Here is a 15,729-nt window from a genome sequence, read left to right as displayed (position 1 = left end):
GTGAACGGTTTTAATTATTTTGGTGACCGGGAAGCCTTAAATCCCATCCAGACCACCCACACGTAGGCGATCGTCTTGGGAATCATGAGGGCTCCAACGGGCGGGATGGTGTCGGCGAACAGCACCACCGGGATATACATCAAAAAGCTGATGGTGATGGCCAGCCACATGAAACGGAAGTCTTTGTCCCGGTGACGGCGGGCTTCCTGATAAAACAGGACGATGATGACAAGGCCGATCAGAGCGAAGGGGATGTTGCGCCAGATTCCCCAGGAGAGCGGAGGAGCAGCCTCAAGCCAGCCGTTCTGGGGGAACAGACACAGCAGGATACGCAGGGCGGCCAGGATATAGATGGCTGCAGTCAAAGAGGTGCGTCCGGTGATCTCATAGCGTTTCCTCCAGACATGATACAGCAGAACATAGAAGACGGTCATAGTAATGGAGGTGATGAGCTTTCCGATCCCCAGTGAGGCAGCGTGGGCGGCCAGCCCATCGGTGCAGAGCGCGTAGGCCCTGGGGATCAGATGAAAAGCGTCGCCGCATCCTAATACAACGGCCATGATCCCGAATAGTCTGGTCTGCATGTTGGAACCGGCGCGCCGGATCATCAGGATTCCCAGCGTGATGACGGTGGATAAATATACGATATCGAATAAAGTTTCCATAATTGCCTGCATAGTTAACATCCTTTCTTTTAAACAGTAATAAGCGTTTAGAAAATCAGGGGTTTCTTTTCTTAATTAGTTACGAGAATCTTTTGTAAATGTATGAACGATGTTCAATTTGAAAAACAAAAACAGGTCTGTCAATTTCCGGTACGAAACGCACGCACGGAACCGCTGCCGTTACGGCTTGTGGGAGAGAGACTCAGGTATAAAGCAGCCGGTTCAGCAGTTCGATCAAAAAGGTACAATCGGTCTGGTCGTTACGCAGCATGCACATCATATTGGCGAACAGGAAAAGGGAGAAGTCTTCCTTCGTGAACTTTTCATCCCAGATATCTTCCCGGATCTGGGTATCCCGCTCCAGCAGGGCTAGAAAGCCTTTTTGGATGTGTTGGAACGTTTCGGCTTCGGCTTTCCGGCCGGCTTCTTTCTCTGCGACCGTGAGAGAGGCGATCTGCTGTAAAAAGTTATGGCGGAACTCCTGAAGATATGTATAAAATTTGTGATAAATATCCTCGAAACTTTCCGTAAAGCGTATTTTTTCGGACCAGGTACAGATATCCCGGTGAAACAGACCGCACCAGAAGTTTTCGATGACAGCTATGATCAGGGCCGATTTGGTGGGATAGTAGTTGTAAATGGAACCAATGGCGATATTACACCGCTCGGCCACTTTTCGGATACTGATGTTTGCCAGCCCCTCATTCTTGGCTATTTCCTGTGTAACGGACAGGATATGTTCTTTGGAAGTTACATTTTTGTTCATACGTAATTCATCTCCTCAACTTCAACTTGAACAATGTTCATGATACTACCCTAAAAGGAAACTGTCAAGAGGGATCTAAGGTTTTGGATCGTATATTTTAAAGCGGGAGATGAAAAAGAGGCCCCGCTATCCGGGAAGAGAATCTAAAAACGCGCGGATATTATAAATCGTATCCTCATTAATGTAATGCTCGATCAATTCGACGGTTTCCAGTTCATTTTCGGAATGGTTGATCAGGCAGAACAGCCGGTGAAGTATATCATGGCGTTCAAGGAGAAACCGGCCTTTTTGTCCGCCTTTTTCTGTTAACTGGATATAGCCGTAAGGCTGAAAGGACACGTAGCCCATGTCTTTGAGCTTGTTGACCATCTTGGAGGCGGAAGGGGGCGTGACGTGCAGCAGAGAAGCCAGCACATTGATGCGCATGATATTTCCTTCCCGGATATGGCGGCAGATCATTTCCAGATAGTCCTCCATAGCCGGGGACAGTTCACCCGGGTTTCTGGCCTCGTAGCCTTTGCTTGTATAAAATTGGTCATCCTGCATGAGGTCACTTCCTGTTCTGTATAGGTTATTTTGTATAGGTTATTTCGTACGGAATGCTTCGCAGCGGGCGGCAATGGCCGGCGCAGGCATTTCCTCTTTTTCAGTTTATGTACCGGCATGTCAGGATATGCCCCGGAAAAAGGGCGGAGATTTTTATCTGTGCGGTAAGAATGCTGTAACACTTGCGGGGCAGATGAATATCATATAGCAAGAAACAAAGTTTCCCTGAACTAAATTTTAGTAAGAGCGGGAAATAGGAGTGTATACAGGAGTTGGTCATATGGCAAAAGGAAAATCATTGTGTGATCTGAATGAAGGACAGTCGGCCGTCGTTGCGGGAATTATCAATAAGGGGGCGATGCGCCGCAGGCTTTTTGATCTGGGCGTGGTCGCAGGGACTAAAATATCCTGCAGGCAGAAAAGCCCCAGCGGCGACCCGGCGGCCTATGAGATCCGGGGAGCCGTGATAGCGCTTCGGACGGAGGATTCCTCCGGTATCCTGGTCTGGGAATGCGCAAAGGAGTAACCTATGGAAAATAAAAAAGAAGAATGGAATATCGCTTTGGCCGGAAACCCTAACGTAGGAAAAAGCACAGTATTCAATGCACTGACCGGAATGAACCAGCACACGGGTAATTGGCCGGGGAAGACGGTGGCGGTGGCTTATGGCCACTGTACATATGAAGGAAAAACATACAGAATTGTGGATCTGCCGGGTACGTACTCCTTGTCCCCTCATTCGGCGGAGGAGGAGCTGGCCGGGGAATACATCTGCTCCGGAGAGGCGGAGGCGGTGATCGTAGTCTGCGACGCCACCTGCCTGGAACGGAATCTGATTCTGGTATTACAAACTCTGTCATTTACGGAGAAGGTCATCGTCTGCGTGAATCTGCTGGATGAGGCCAGAAAGAAAAAGATCAGGTTAAACTTACGGCTGCTGGAACAAAGACTGGGCATACCGGTGGTCGGAACCAGCGCCAGGAGCAAAGAGGGACTGACAGAACTGCTTAAGAGCGTACAGACATTGCCGGAGTATCTTATGGAGCACGATCCGCTGCGGCCGGAAATCAATCGGGAAGATCTGCTCAATAATGACGCGGAGGAGGAAATGACGCGTTTGGTGCAGACTGCGGAACAACTGTGCCGGGATGTGGTTTTGATCGAAAATGTAAAATACAGGGAACGGGAACGAAAGCTTGATAAGATTCTCACCAGCCGGCTCACGGGAATACCGATCATGCTGCTGCTTTTATGCGCTGTGTTCTGGATCACGATCGTGGGGGCCAATGTCCCTTCCGGCCTGCTGGCGGATCTGTTGTTCCGGATACAGGATCAGCTGCTTGCGTTTTGCGTATGGATTCAGGTACCGGCGTGGCTGTATGAACCGCTGATCTTCGGCGTTTACCGGGTTTTGGCCTGGGTGGTCTCGGTTATGCTGCCTCCCATGGCGATCTTTTTCCCGCTGTTTACGTTATTGGAGGATTTCGGATACCTGCCCAGAGTGGCTTTTAATCTGGATCATTGCTTTCACAGGGCCTGCGCCTGCGGAAAACAGGCGCTTACCATGTGTATGGGATTCGGCTGCAACGCGGCCGGGATTACGGGATGCCGCATTATCGATTCTCCCAGGGAACGGCTGATCGCGATCCTGACGAATAACTTTGTTCCGTGTAACGGCAGATTTCCCACGCTGATCGCCATCATCAGCATGTTTTTGATCGGAACCTGGTCCGGCGCGGCGACATCGGCGGCCTCCGCCATCCTGTTGACACTGGTGATCCTGTTTGGAATCCTGATGACATTTCTGGTATCCTCCTTATTGTCCAGGACGATTTTAAAAGGGGTGCCTTCCTCCTTCGCGCTGGAGCTGCCGCCTTACCGGAAGCCGCAGATCGGGAAGGTGATCGTCAGATCGATCTTTGACCGGACCCTGTTCGTGCTTGGAAGGGCGGTGCTGGTAGCCGCGCCTGCCGGACTGGTCATCTGGATTATGGCAAATGTCCAGGTGGATGGGAGGAGCCTGCTGGCCTGTACATCCGGGTTTTTGAACCCCTTTGCCAGGCTTCTGGGTCTGGACGGGGTGATCCTTCTCGCTTTTATCCTGGGATTTCCGGCCAATGAAATCGTGGTTCCGATTATTATCATGTCTTATATGGCAACCGGCAGCCTTCTGGAATTAAATGATCTGGGGGAACTGCGAAGATTACTGGTGCAAAACGGCTGGACCTGGGTTACCGCCGTGTGCACGATGCTGTTCTGCCTGATGCACTGGCCCTGTTCGACGGCATGTCTGACGATTCATAAGGAGACCGGGAGCCTCAAATGGACCGCAGCCGCCTTCCTGATCCCCACGGCTTTTGGAATGCTGTTTTGTTTTCTGTTCGCCGCTGTTGCCAGAATAACCGGAGCTGCGTAACCGGTGTGTGAAATTTTTAATCATAATGTTAAGATTTTAATTAAATTGACAACATTTACCATCCGTGATAGCATAAAAGAGTAAAACAGTAATAATTCCTATTATTAAATTTTTAACAATCTTTTAAGCGATGGGGAGAAGAAAGGAAGGGGAATGCATGGGTATTTATGTAATTACAGGAGGCACCACCGGGATCGGCGCTGCAACCAGGAAGAAATTGCAGGATCAGGGGCATGAAGTGTACAACATTGACTTAAAAGGAGGCGACTATCTGGCTGATTTGTCCACAAAGGAGGGCAGACAGGACGCCATTGAAGCTGTTATACTGAAATATCCGGATGGAATTGACGGATTGATCTGCAATGCAGGGGTAGGTCCTACGGCGAAACCGAAGGTGATTTTTGCCTTGAATTTTTATGCCAGCGTACAGATCGCGGAAGGGTTGCGGCCGCTTCTCAAAAAGAAGAACGGCTGCTGTGTGGTGACATCCTCCAACTCGATTACGAATATGACCGTGAGGGAAGATTGGGTCGATATGCTGGCAGATGTTATGGATGAAGAGCGGACGATGGAGTACATAGGGGAAATCCCGGACACGTTGACTCCTTCCTGCTACAGTTCCTCAAAACGTGCGCTGGCCCGATGGGTGCGCAGGGTTTCTCCCTCCTGGGCGGTAGACGGACTGCGGATTAACGCGGTAGCGCCCGGAAATACGACTACGCCGATGACCCAGAACATGACGGAATCCCAGATGGATGCGGCGCTTTTGATTCCGATCCCCACAAGGTACGGCAGAAGGGAATTCCTGGATGCGGAAGAGATCGCCAACGGCATCGTATTCCTGGCTTCACAGGAGGCCAGCGGGATCAATGGAGTGATTCTCTTTGTAGACGGTGGAATAGACGCGCTTCTGCGTTCCGAACAGATATAAAAGGAGGGGTTCCGAATGAAAATATTAGAGCAGTATATTGAATGTATGAAAAAGGGAGACTGCGTGGCGCTGGCCGATCTGTTCAACGAATACGGCGTGCTCCACGACTCATCCGTGAACAAGGCGGGAATGGATACCCTCCATCTGGAAGGGAAAATGGCTATCGAGATGATGTTCCATCACAAATTCGGGTTTAATGGGGGACCTTTTACTATCCGCAGCGTGCGCTACAAGGGAAACGATATCGTCTGGTACTTTATCATTTACCAGGAGCACGTCGTGCCGGTTATGGCATATATATCGGAAGTCGACCGGGAAGGGAAGATTAAGAGGCTGAATATTTATCCGCTGTAGTTTGGTGTGGTTTAAGGAAGAAGGGCGAAGCTGGAACGGTGTCTTATCCCGGTTCTTCCGTCGCTTTCGCTTAACGATGTTACGCGGTGCAATCAAAAAGGAATCCATCCGGCCGGACGGGTTCCTTTTTGAATATTGTAGCTTGTTCTAAATAGGCGTAAAATAATAGTGAAAGAAAGACGAACGGAGGTAGCCACATTATGTACGAATTGATACAGGTTTCAGAAATGAGCTATTATATTCAAAGTCCTGCCAAAATAGGGCTTGTGAAACTGAACGACACAGACGTTTGCCTGATTGACAGCGGCAATGACAAGGATGCAGGACGCAAAATCCGTCAGATATTGGATGCAAACGGCTGGCATTTAACAGCAATTTATAATACCCATTCTAACGCAGACCATATCGGCGGCAATAAGTATCTGCAAGGGCAGACCGGATGTAAAATTTACGCTCCGGGTATTGAGTGCAATTTTACAAGACACCCTATTTTGGAACCGTCATTTTTATATGGCGGTTATCCGTGCAAAGACCTAAAACATAAATTTCTTATGGCGCAGGAAAGTGACGCGGAATATTTGACAAAAGATGTTGTGCCGGACAAATTTGAAATGATCAATCTGCCGGGGCATTTTTTTGATATGGTGGGCTTTCGGACTCCTGATAACGTAATCTATCTTGCCGATTGCCTGTCAAGCCGGGAAACGCTGGATAAATACCAGATTGGATTTATTTATGATGTTGCGGCTTACATACAAACGCTTGAAATGGTAAAGTCGCTCACCGCGAAAATGTTTATTCCTGCTCATGCGGCAGCCACTGCAAACATTTCCGAATTAGCGCAGTACAATATCGATAAAGTATATCAAATCGCTGAAAAGATGATTGATATTTGTTCAGAACCGCTTTGCTTTGAAATTATCCTGCAAAGATTGTTTGCAGATTATGCGTTAACAATGAATTTTGAACAGTATGTCCTTGTGGGCAGCACCGTTCGCTCCTATCTCGCGTGGTTAAAAGATACGGGCAGACTTGATGTGGAATTTGAAAATAATATGCTGTTGTGGAAGCGGATATAAGGAGAAAACGTCGTTTAGACATATATGCTTTACGTGTTTACTTCGTGTTGGCTATTGTCAGTGTCAGCGGCCTGAATCTGTTCCTGAATAAAGGGCAGTACCTGGCTCGGCTTTATGTGTAGTACCAGGGCGATTTCATCAAAAAGCAGTTTTTCGGCTTCCCGGAAAAAACGTTCATCGGTATTGTGAAGCTTTTTGCCTTTGGAAAGCTGTTCCTCCCGGTGCAGGTATAAGGTTCGCAGCATTTTCAGGAGCTCTGTGCGGTCTCCGGCGTCGAGAAGCTCCTTGTATCTGGCCTTGCGCAGATTTTCATTCTCGATCCAATCCTCCTGCTGGAAGGGCATCTGCCGGATCATCTCCGTGATTTCCCGGACAGACAGGATTCTGCGCATTTTGCCGGTTAAATTTTCGTTGTGAACCGGGATGTATAGAGTAGAGTTTTCGTTATATACCGGCTTCAGAATATAATATTCCATGGGTTTCCCGGTCAGATTCTTTTCCCCGATTTCCGTGATTTGACATACGCCGTGTGTTCCGTAAGAAACTGTGTCGTTTACCTGAAACATGTGATCAACGCCTTTCTTGACTATAAAAAACGTGCAGGGCGCCGCAACCGGATTTACGTTGTGCTGAGCAAACTACACGTTGGTATATTTGGATTATAACATGATTATTGGAGAAAAACCAGGGAAGGACCTGGAGGATTTTTAAGTTTGTGAAAAATATACGATATAGGGAGCCGGCGTTTTTGGGCACTTTTTATGGATTACCGTGCGGGAGTTCAGGTGCCGAAAGCTTCCGGTGCGGCCGGCGGATTAGAGTAGAAAATTAGAGATGTATATGTTAGAATAAACTACAGGCGCTATGACTATTTCCCATTATTTTGTCCGGCGGAAGGAAGAAGCGGGCCAAGTGTAATATAGAAAACAAGCAGGCGGCAGGGAGGGACAAAGATGACAATAATGGAAATAAAAGAGAGAAATCCATTGCTGATAGAACAGCTGTTGGAGGTGTGGCAGAGCTCTGTAAAGGCTACCCATTTATTTTTGACCGATGACGAAATCGAAGAGATTAAGGGATATGTCCCGCAGGCATTAAAAGGGATAGCTCATTTAATCGTTGCGGAGAACGAAAGCAGACTGCCCGCTGCATTTATGGGAATAGAAGGACATAGACTTGAAATGTTGTTTCTTCTGCCCGATGAAAGAGGAAAAGGTTTGGGGAAAAAGCTGATTCGGTATGGAATTGACAATTATGGAATCAATGAGGTGGCTGTTAATGAGCAGAATCCCCTAGCCCGCGGTTTTTATGAACACATAGGGTTCCGGGTTTATAAAAGAACAGAGCAAGACGAGCAGGGCAACCCCTATCCACTTTTATATATGAGACTGAACAGTCGGTCTTAAATCCTGGTTTCTGCGATTCTTCTCCGGCTAATCGCCGGATGGAATGCGATGTGCGGGAGGACTCCGAAATATTTCTTTACACTAATTTTTATTTGCTATATAATAAGAATAATTACTATTATTATACAAGGAAAATACAAAAAAGAAAAGGAGAAGGCAAATGGCAAAGTATAAGTGCAGGGTATGTGGGTATATTTACGATGAGGAGGCAATGGGAATTCCATTTTCTGATTTTAAGATGTGTCCGGTCTGTCACCGGCCGGCGTCCACGTTTACACAAGTGGAAGAAGCACAGGATGCGCAGCCGCAGGAGCCGGAAAATCCCCTGTCTTATCCATCGGAATACGCCAGAATGGATGAAACAGCGCGCCACATGGACGATATCCATGAGATGGCCGTCACCGGCCGGTCCATCATAGAAGCGATGGGAACGAGGATGCCGATGCCTTCCTGGGATGAGATCCTGATCATGGGAGCCCAGTTAAATCCTTTCCCTTTGGATGAACATGCGCCGGTGACCACGACCACTGTCATCGGAAAACATGCGAAAAAACCGATGGTTTTAGAAAGCCCTATCTACATATCCCACATGTCCTTCGGGGCCCTTTCGGCGGAAACCAAAGTCGCGCTGGCCCGTGGTTCCGCTATGGCAAAGACCGCCATGTGCAGCGGCGAGGGCGGTGTGCTTCCTGCGGAGAAAGCCTCGGCTTATAAATACATATTCGAATACGTGCCCAATATGTACAGTGTGACCACAGAGAACTTAAGAACCTCCGACGCCATAGAGATTAAGATCGGACAGGGGACGAAGCCAGGCATGGGCGGCCATCTGCCCGGAGACAAGGTGACGCAGGAGATCGCCGACATCCGCAATAAACCTTTGGGTCAGGACGTAATCAGCCCCTCTAAGTTCGAGATGATCCAATCCAAAGAGGATCTGAAAAAACTGGTAGACCAGTTAAGAGAGACTTCAGACGGCCGTCCCATCGGCATCAAGATCGCCGCCGGGCGGATTGAGAAGGACCTGGAATACATCGCATATGCGCAGCCGGATTTCATCACGATCGACGGGAGGGGAGGCGCCACGGGAGCCAGTCCGAAGCTGGTACGGGACGCCACCAGCGTGCCTACGGTCTACGCGCTGCACCGGGCCAAAAAATATCTGATGGAGCACGACCTGGAGATCGATCTGGTGATCACCGGCGGCCTTCGGGTATCCTCCGACGTAGCCAAAGCTCTGGCCATGGGCGCGGACGCGGTAGCGATGGCTTCAGCCGGACTTATTGCAGCAGCCTGCCAGCAATACCGGATCTGCGGTACCGGAAAATGTCCGGTTGGCGTCGCCACCCAGGACCCGGAACTGCGCTCCAGGTTAAAAATCGATGCGGCCGCCCAGAGAGTGGCGAATTTCCTGAATGTCTCCACTGCGGAGCTTAAGACCTTCGCGCGTATTACCGGCCATGAAAATGTGCATGATCTCAATATCGAAGATCTGTGTACCATAAGCGACGAGATCGCCAAATATACGAATATTTCCCATGCCTAAACCAAGGAAAGGAAGAAAGAACAGTGACTGAGGAAAAAAGATTTGCCGTTTTGATCGATTCGGACAATGTATCGTCCAAATATATCAAATATATCATGGATGAGATATCAAACTACGGAATAGTAACCTATAAGCGAATATACGGAGACTGGACGAGCACATCCTCGTCCAGCTGGAAAAATGTATTGCTGGAAAATTCCATCACCCCCATACAGCAATACAGCTACACCGTTGGAAAAAACGCGACCGATTCCGCGATGATCATCGACGCGATGGACATTCTCTATTCCTCAAAAGTAGAGGGATTCTGCATTGTATCCAGTGACAGTGACTTTACCCGTCTGGCGGTCCGCCTGCGGGAATCCGGTATGATGGTGATCGGAATGGGGGAAAAGAAAACTCCCCTGCCCTTCCGGGTCGCCTGCAACATCTTCAAATACCTGGACATCCTGACAGAAGACGCAGAAACCGAAGAGGAAGAAATCACCCTGAATCCGGCAAAAACGAAATCCGCCGAAGCAGCCCCGCCGGACAGCCGGAGCCAGAAAGATGTAGCCGACATGACCGACTTGGAAACCATCAAACAGGCCATGATCAACATCATCAACGAAAACGGCGACGAGGCCCGCGGCATCGACATGGGAGAGCTGGGCAACCGTATCCTGAAGCGGCATCCTGATTTCGACGTCCGCAACTACGGCTATACCAAATTATCTAAATTCCTTACCACGTTCGACTGCTTCGAGCAGACGGAGATCAAGAAATCCATCTATGTATACTTAAAAGACAACAAAGCCAATATTGACCATGTACGCAAGGAACTCCTCCAATATATGCAGGAGAAAGGGGAGCCCGAAGTAAACATGAGCCAGCTGAACCAATGGCTGGTCAGCCGTTTCCCCCAGTTCAACGTCAAAAACTACGGCTACAAAAATTTCTCCAAATTCATCGGTGATATAGACGGCCTCAAAATCAAGAGCAGCGGGGCCAACGGATGCGTCAAGAAGGTATCGCTGCTTAGGTAGCTGCTGGGGCCTTGTTAGAGGGGAGAAAAAGCACCGTTTTCTGTCACGGCTCTTCCGCGGGTCCGAATGCGGCCGCTGTTCAGCGCCGGGGTTAGAGGCGGTATCCGGGGAGGCTTTTGGCGGCCGGGGTCTTTTGTGTCTCCCCGGATACCGCCCCTAACCCCGGCGCTGAACAGCGGCCGCCTCCGGACCCGCGGAAGAGCCGTGACAGAAAACGGTGCTTTTTCTTTTTATTAATAAGGTATTCTAAGACGACAGGCCAAAGCCTCCGGGGATACCGGTATAACCAGCAGGCGGTAGCCTAAAAGAATAGGATCTGTGAGCTATGGGTTCCTCGCTTATTGGTATCCCACACAAATTAGACCCGATCAACAGCAATATTTTATTGCAAGTGTAGGGGGGAAGGAAGCGGGCGGACGCAGAGGGGGGAAACTCGGGGGCGGAAGCCGCGGATACGGGCTGGGTGGGGACTTCTTGTCCGCGGGAAGGCATTGGCCAATCGTATTAGTTGCGCTTACGAAGAAAGAGAAAAAGCCCCGTTTTCTGTCACACTGTTTGAGCCGTTTTTTGGCGAGTTTGTGACAGAAAATGTAATGGGGGCTTTTTCTCTTTCGGAGTTAGCGCAACTTATACGATTGGACACAGCCTTCCCGCGGACAAGAAGTCCCCGCCCAGTCCGTATCCGCGGCTTCCGCCCCCGAGTTTCCCCCCTCTGCGTCCGCCCGCTTCCTTCCTCCCGGGGCAATCCCCCGCCAAGGCCAAAGCAGGTAGAGAAAGAGGAGTCCCCCCAGAAGAGAGCAGATCAGGCCGGGAAGTTTGAAGGGGGCCTGGTAGGTGATGGTGATGGTGTGGAGGCCTTCGGACAGGGGGAAGCCCAGGAAGGCTTTGTTTACTTTTTCGTAGGGCTGCGGCTGTCCGTCTACGGTGACGGTATAGCCCCGGTCGTAGGGAAGGGTGGTGGCCAGGTAGCCGCTGGCGGGCAGATTGATGGTTCCCTGGAGGATGGGAGGAGAGCCGGCGGCGACGGATGAGGATAGGGGAACGAAGGTGCGGGGAGCGGAGGTGGTGCGGGGAGCGGAGCCGGATTGGATGGCGGTATCCGGGACAAGGGGGATGACGGAGGTTACGGCGTCCTGGAAGGCGGCTGTGCTTACGGTGTAGGCCTGGATGGAGGAGAGCGTGTAAACGCCGGGACTGAAGGAGAGATCCAGGCGGGTTATGGGGGCGTCGGAGGAGATGACGTAGCGGAACTGATAGTTATGGTTTGGGTAGGAGGCGGTTTTTTTGGAGAGTTTGTTCTGGATGCCGTTGATGGTGACGGTGGTATCGTTGGTGGGGGGATTGAGGGTGTCGTCGACCTGGAATTCCAGGATGAGTATCTGGCCGGCGAGGGGAGTGTCCAGTGGTATGACGGCGGTGGCGTCAGCGGCGGCTTCGATATGAAGGCTGCCGGCGTCTTGGGTGATACGGAGGTTTTTGGGCGCGGTGACGGAGGGGAGGGCGAGGGGAGTGAGCCAGGATTCGGTGACGGAGGGAACGTCCTGGGCGGCCCGGCGGGTGATGATTCCTTCGAACAGGGGCTGGAGCGTGTAGGGAAAACGCAGGCCGTCGTAGCTGGTTTCTGAGAAAAGGCGGCAGGATGCGTAAGCCAGGGGGCGGGCGTTTACGTTTTCGTACAGCGTGGTGGAGCCTTCGGTCTGAAGGGGAAGGAAACCGGCAGGAACCGAATCCGCGCTTAGCAGATAGCGCACTCCAAGCAGGGACTGGAGGAATATGTTGGGCGTGGCGGCGTTTATGAGGCTGGTTCTGGAGGGCTTTGCATTTCCCAGATATTCCGACAGAAAGTGGGAGTAGTCTTTGTTGGAGGTGGACGAGTAGATGGAGGTCCTCCGGGCCTTAAGACCGAAGGTCTGGTTCATGGTCAGAACGTTTCCGTCCAGGTCGTCAGTGCGGTAGGGTCCTGAGTCGGGGAGGGCGCGGAGGAGTTTTTCCTTTTCCGTTAGGTGCAGGGAATCTGTGAGAGATTGGCCGGCCCAGGTCTCCGTATGATTGACGATGAGAGCGGTGGCACAGGAAGTCAGGATCAGGAGATAACACAGGGCGGACTGCCGGCGCAGTTTGCTTTTTAGGTACAGCAGGAAATGAAGAGCGGGCAAAAGGTAGAGAGGGACAAAAGGTATCAGGGCTTTGGCACGCAGGTATAGAGTTCCGTTTAACAGGTATACGAAGACGGGAATAATCTGTAAAGTGACCAGCAGCACGGCGAGAAGGCGCAGAGGCCGGTTTTTACTGAGGCAGGCGGCAAGCAGCGCTGCCAGGGAAAAACAGGTAAGCCCTGTGCCGTATGCGCTGTACACGAGCCAGTCTATGGATAGTTTCGGACAAAGCAGGCTTAGAATGGAGAGAGAACCGGAGCCGCTCCGGCCGTTCAGAATTACATAGGCCACCGGCAGGAGAAGCACGCCTGCCATCAGAACGGCGGTCAGGATAGCAGACAGGATATGTAACAGGGGAGAAAAGGTCTCTCTGCTGAAGAGGCGGGGATGCCGCCCATAGCTTAAATAAAGGGCATAGAACAGAACAGCGCCGATACAGCCAACGCTGAAAAAGTAGCTGATCATGATGCACAAGAAGACGCTTAAGCAGACCAGGGCCCGTTTCCCGGTCCGGAAGTATCGGTCGGTTCCAATCAAAGCCAGGAGAAGAAAAGGCATATAATCCATGAACATAATGTGGCGGTGGGAATGGAAAAGCAGCGGGGAAGCGCACAAAAACAGTACGGATATAGTCAGGCGGGGAAGCGCGGCACATGCATGACTTCTAAGCCAATAATAAAAAAGGCAGACGCTGGCGGTTACACACAGAACTGCCATACCGGCGACGTAGTCCGTCATGGGTACGGAGGGCATGAGATAGGACGGCAGGAATAAAGGGTTCAAAAGACCGTAATAGGCAAAGTAATAGATATTCTGGCCGCCGCCGAGTTCCGGCGCGAAATCAGGTAAGAGATTGCCGGTCCGGTAAAATAGTTGCCTGAAATATTCGGGAAAAACGCTGTGCTGGCTTAACCAATCCATTTTAGAACCATAGTTACTGTTGGCGGGCCAGATCAGCAGAACCAGCGCAAGCGCCAGAAGTGTCAGCAGAAGATAAGGAATCATTTGTTTGGATCTTGATTTTATCATCGAATCAGCCTCATTTTTTGTTGGTCGGTTTCGGAAACCCTGGTAAATCTAGGTAAATTATAGTATTGATTTCTAAAGATATTTCTTAGAAATTCAGACAGATATTCTAAAGATATTTCTTAGAAATTCAAGCAGATATTCTAAAGAGAAAAGAAAGAAACATTTCGTGCAAGAGCAGACCGGAGCCTACATATAGATTGACATCGCGGGAACGAACAGATATAGTTCTAATATAAGGATATGGCGGGAACCATATCGAATGAGAAGGAGGGATATGTGATGAAACAAGAGAAAAACTATTCAACCCCTTATGACCTGGACGGAAAGCTGCCGCTTAAAACGGCGATTCCGCTGGGGCTTCAGCATGTGCTGGCGATGTTCGCGGGGAATCTGACGCCGATTCTGCTGATCACGGGAGCCTGCGGTATAGCGGCGGGGTCGCCGGATCAGGTGGCTATCCTGCAGAACGCCATGCTGGTGGCGGGGCTGGTTACCCTGGTGCAGTTATTTGCCATCGGGCCGGTAGGCGGGAAGCTGCCGATCGTCATGGGTACCAGCTCAGGGTTCATCGGTGTGTGTCAGAGCGTGGCGCAGGTCATGGGCGGCGGCGTTATCGCTTACGGGGCGATCCTGGGAGCATCGCTCTTGGGCGGTCTGTTTGAGACGGTACTGGGATTCTTTTTAAAACCGCTGCGGAAATTCTTCCCGTCGGTGGTAACCGGTACGGTGGTGCTGGCCATCGGGCTTTCCCTGATCGGTGTGGGGATCGGGTCGTTCGGCGGCGGCAGCAGCGCGAAGGATTACGGTTCCCTGGAAAATCTGTTCCTGGGTGCGGTGGTTCTGATCAGCATCGTGATCCTGAAGCATTATGTAAAAGGATTCGCCAGCGTATCGTCGATCCTGATCGGAATTATTATCGGATATGTTGTGGCTGCCATTATGGGATTTCTTCTTCCTAATACCTTTACCTATCTGGATGCCGCTACGGGAGAAAGCGCAACGCTTGTGAAATCCTGGGTGCTGAACTGGGACAAGGTAAGAGACGCGGCATGGATCGCCGTGCCGAAACTGCTGCCGGTGAAGCTGGTATTTGACATAAGAGCCATCATTCCGATCGGCATTATGTTTATCGTAACGGCTGTAGAGACGGTGGGCGATATCTCCGGGATTACCGTCGGCGGCATGGGCCGGGAAGCGTCGGACCGGGAACTTTCCGGCGGAGTCATGTGCGATGGCCTGGGATCTTCTTTCGCCGCGGTATTCGGGGTGCTGCCGAATACTTCCTTCAGCCAGAATGTAGGCTTGGTGGGAATGACGAAGATCGTAAACCGCTTTGCGATCGCTACCGGCGGTATCTTCCTGGTAGCCTGCGGACTGTTTCCCAAACTTGCGGCAGTGGTCTCCATTATGCCCCAGAGCGTGCTGGGAGGCGCGGCGGTTATGATGTTTGCGTCCATCGTGGTCAGCGGTATACAGCTGATTACCAAGGAAGAAGTCACAGCCAGGAGCATAACCATAGTTTCCGTAGCGCTGGGCCTGGGATATGGTCTGGGCGCTAACGCGGCCGTATTGACCTATCTGCCGGAACCGATCCGGCTTATATTCGGCGGTTCAGGAATTGTCCCGGCTGCCCTGGTCGCTATTCTGCTAAACGTGCTGCTGCCCAAAGAGCAGAAAGCCTAAATAAAACAGCATACAAAATAAAAAAAGGTTAAACTACATAAAAAAACGGCGGCCCCGCCGATGTCCGTCAGGACACGACCCGGGACTGCCGTTTCTCTATAATATCTTATAAACCAAAACCACAGTC

Annotated in this window: 14 protein-coding genes; 9 read left to right on the top strand and 5 right to left on the bottom strand. The window is 50.8% G+C overall.

Annotated features, from left to right (window positions below; all coding sequences use genetic code 11):
* Positions 1-14: 14 nt before the first annotated feature.
* The 3 genes from KTH89_RS05790 to KTH89_RS05780 form a co-directional block, all read right to left on the bottom strand.
* On the bottom strand, positions 15-677 hold the full coding sequence (locus KTH89_RS05790) for a hypothetical protein (protein WP_238721008.1): 663 nt from the start codon (positions 675-677) through the stop codon (positions 15-17).
* Between the two features lie 190 nt (positions 678-867).
* Positions 868-1,431: a TetR/AcrR family transcriptional regulator gene (locus KTH89_RS05785; RefSeq protein ID WP_158347993.1), complete on the bottom strand. Its 564-nt coding sequence runs from the start codon at positions 1,429-1,431 to the stop codon at positions 868-870.
* A 126-nt stretch (positions 1,432-1,557) separates the two neighbouring features.
* Positions 1,558-1,977, bottom strand: coding sequence for a metal-dependent transcriptional regulator (locus KTH89_RS05780; RefSeq protein ID WP_238721007.1), 420 nt, complete (start codon positions 1,975-1,977; stop codon positions 1,558-1,560).
* A 280-nt stretch (positions 1,978-2,257) separates the two neighbouring features.
* On the opposite strand from KTH89_RS05780, the gene KTH89_RS05775 reads away from it, so the two are divergent.
* From KTH89_RS05775 to KTH89_RS05755, 5 genes are all read left to right on the top strand, one after another.
* Complete coding sequence (locus tag KTH89_RS05775) at positions 2,258-2,503, top strand: FeoA family protein (protein ID WP_158347989.1); 246 nt, start codon at positions 2,258-2,260, stop codon at positions 2,501-2,503.
* A 3-nt stretch (positions 2,504-2,506) separates the two neighbouring features.
* Positions 2,507-4,393 carry a ferrous iron transport protein B gene (gene feoB / locus KTH89_RS05770; RefSeq protein WP_238721006.1) on the top strand — a complete coding sequence of 629 codons (1,887 nt, stop codon included), beginning with the start codon at positions 2,507-2,509 and terminating at the stop codon, positions 4,391-4,393.
* Between the two features lie 157 nt (positions 4,394-4,550).
* Entirely contained in the window at positions 4,551-5,324 is a 774-nt protein-coding gene (locus tag KTH89_RS05765) for an SDR family oxidoreductase (RefSeq protein ID WP_158347985.1), read from the top strand.
* Positions 5,325-5,339: 15 nt separating this feature from the next.
* The gene (locus tag KTH89_RS05760) at positions 5,340-5,678 is read left to right on the top strand and encodes a hypothetical protein (RefSeq protein WP_158347983.1); all 339 of its coding nucleotides are present in this window, start codon (positions 5,340-5,342) and stop codon (positions 5,676-5,678) included.
* A gap of 200 nt (positions 5,679-5,878) precedes the next feature.
* Positions 5,879-6,757: an MBL fold metallo-hydrolase gene (locus tag KTH89_RS05755; protein WP_238721005.1), complete on the top strand. Its 879-nt coding sequence runs from the start codon at positions 5,879-5,881 to the stop codon at positions 6,755-6,757.
* A gap of 29 nt (positions 6,758-6,786) precedes the next feature.
* Here the strand turns inward: KTH89_RS05755 and KTH89_RS05750 are convergent, their stop codons facing one another.
* Positions 6,787-7,323, bottom strand: coding sequence for a CarD family transcriptional regulator (locus KTH89_RS05750; RefSeq protein ID WP_238721004.1), 537 nt, complete (start codon positions 7,321-7,323; stop codon positions 6,787-6,789).
* 387 nt (positions 7,324-7,710) lie between these two features.
* Here KTH89_RS05750 and KTH89_RS05745 point away from each other — a divergent pair, with 387 nt between their 5' ends.
* The 3 genes from KTH89_RS05745 to KTH89_RS05735 all read left to right on the top strand — a co-directional run bounded on the left by KTH89_RS05745 (position 7,711) and on the right by KTH89_RS05735 (position 10,734).
* On the top strand, positions 7,711-8,163 hold the full coding sequence (locus tag KTH89_RS05745; RefSeq protein WP_238721003.1) for a GNAT family N-acetyltransferase: 453 nt from the start codon (positions 7,711-7,713) through the stop codon (positions 8,161-8,163).
* 160 nt (positions 8,164-8,323) lie between these two features.
* On the top strand, positions 8,324-9,709 hold the full coding sequence (locus KTH89_RS05740) for a glutamate synthase-related protein (protein WP_238721002.1): 1,386 nt from the start codon (positions 8,324-8,326) through the stop codon (positions 9,707-9,709).
* 23 nt (positions 9,710-9,732) lie between these two features.
* Complete coding sequence (locus KTH89_RS05735) at positions 9,733-10,734, top strand: NYN domain-containing protein (RefSeq protein ID WP_238721001.1); 1,002 nt, start codon at positions 9,733-9,735, stop codon at positions 10,732-10,734.
* A 617-nt stretch (positions 10,735-11,351) separates the two neighbouring features.
* Here KTH89_RS05735 and KTH89_RS05730 read toward each other — a convergent pair.
* Positions 11,352-13,919 (bottom strand): YfhO family protein, encoded by a 2,568-nt coding sequence (locus KTH89_RS05730; protein ID WP_238721000.1) that lies wholly within the window; start codon positions 13,917-13,919, stop codon positions 11,352-11,354.
* Between the two features lie 279 nt (positions 13,920-14,198).
* Here KTH89_RS05730 and KTH89_RS05725 point away from each other — a divergent pair, with 279 nt between their 5' ends.
* On the top strand, positions 14,199-15,602 hold the full coding sequence (locus tag KTH89_RS05725) for a uracil-xanthine permease family protein (RefSeq protein ID WP_158342826.1): 1,404 nt from the start codon (positions 14,199-14,201) through the stop codon (positions 15,600-15,602).
* Positions 15,603-15,729: the final 127 nt, after the last annotated feature.

It is taken from the genome of Diplocloster agilis (genome assembly GCF_019042275.1).
Taxonomy (GTDB): Bacteria; Bacillota; Clostridia; order Lachnospirales; family Lachnospiraceae; genus Diplocloster; species Diplocloster agilis.
Note: the sequence above shows the minus strand (reverse complement) of the source record. Positions and strands in the feature narration are given on the sequence as shown.